Consider the following 1,031-nt stretch of genomic DNA (forward strand, 5'->3'; position numbering starts at 1 on the left):
AACTCGTAGGGCTTGTGAGCTTTTCCCTTACCGATGCATTCGACCTCCGGCGCGTGCAACGAATAGATTTTCTTGCCGCGCTGCCGTTGCCGCTGTTCGCGGACCTGCCGGGCCAGCGACAGCGGCAACGCAAAGACGTCCTCCAGCTGCGGCCGATCCGCGATCTTGCGACCAATATCGCGGATCACGCGGCCCAGCATGGTCCTAATCGTGCGCAAGGCGCGGTTCGCCCGCTTGAAGTGCTTGGCGTGGGCGTAGCGCTGATGTCGGATCAGTGCGATCTTGCCGACGCGGACGTAGGATTGGCGCAGCTCAACGCCGGTCGCCTTCGCCAACCGCACCAACCTCTCGCGCGCCCGATGCATCAGTCGAGCATCGGTCGGGAATGCGATCGCCTTCTCCTGCACCGTGGTGTCGACGATGACCTGGGTGAAGTCGGTGGGTTTCGCCGCGCCCAGCCGCACCGCGGCAGAGAGGCTCTCCTGAACCAATACCGCAAGGCGATCCTCGCCCATCCGTTGCCGCCAGCGCGTCAGTGAGGAGCGGTCGAACACCAGCCGGTGCTGGAAGAACTCTTCGCCGCAAAGCAGCTGATAGTAGGGATTTTCGACCCAGCGCTCGCACAACCCTTCGTCCGAGAGGTCGTGCATGTGCTTGAGGATGGCGAGCCCAACCATCAAGCGGGTCGGCAATGGCGGCCTGCCGGGATCATCGTCATAGACCGCGCCGAACCGGTCTTCGAGGAACCGCCAGTCGATCGAGCCCGACAGTCTGACCAGCGCATGGTCCGGATCGACGATTTGATCGAGCCTCGCCTTGAACAGATCGTTCTGTCCGCTCTCCCGCCGCGCCTTCGGCCGCATTGCAATTGCCCGTCGTTGATTAGCCCGCCGCGACAGAATCACAGCGATCGCCCAAGAGCAATTTGCAAGAAACTGCGGGCTCACCCGCCGAAATCCTGCGAACAGAACCATGTCTGTTCGCCAAAAATCGATTCTCTCTCAACGGCTTGCGTGTTCTTCACAACCGAC

General features: G+C 61.9%; 1 protein-coding gene. It reads right to left on the minus strand.

What is annotated here, in order from left to right:
• The coding region (locus AC066S_RS38915) for an IS5 family transposase (protein ID WP_478271920.1) at window positions 1-863 on the minus strand (863 nt) is incomplete at its 3' end.
• Window positions 864-1,031 lie beyond the last annotated feature (168 nt).

The organism is Bradyrhizobium sp. CFUWI, from assembly GCF_056429085.1.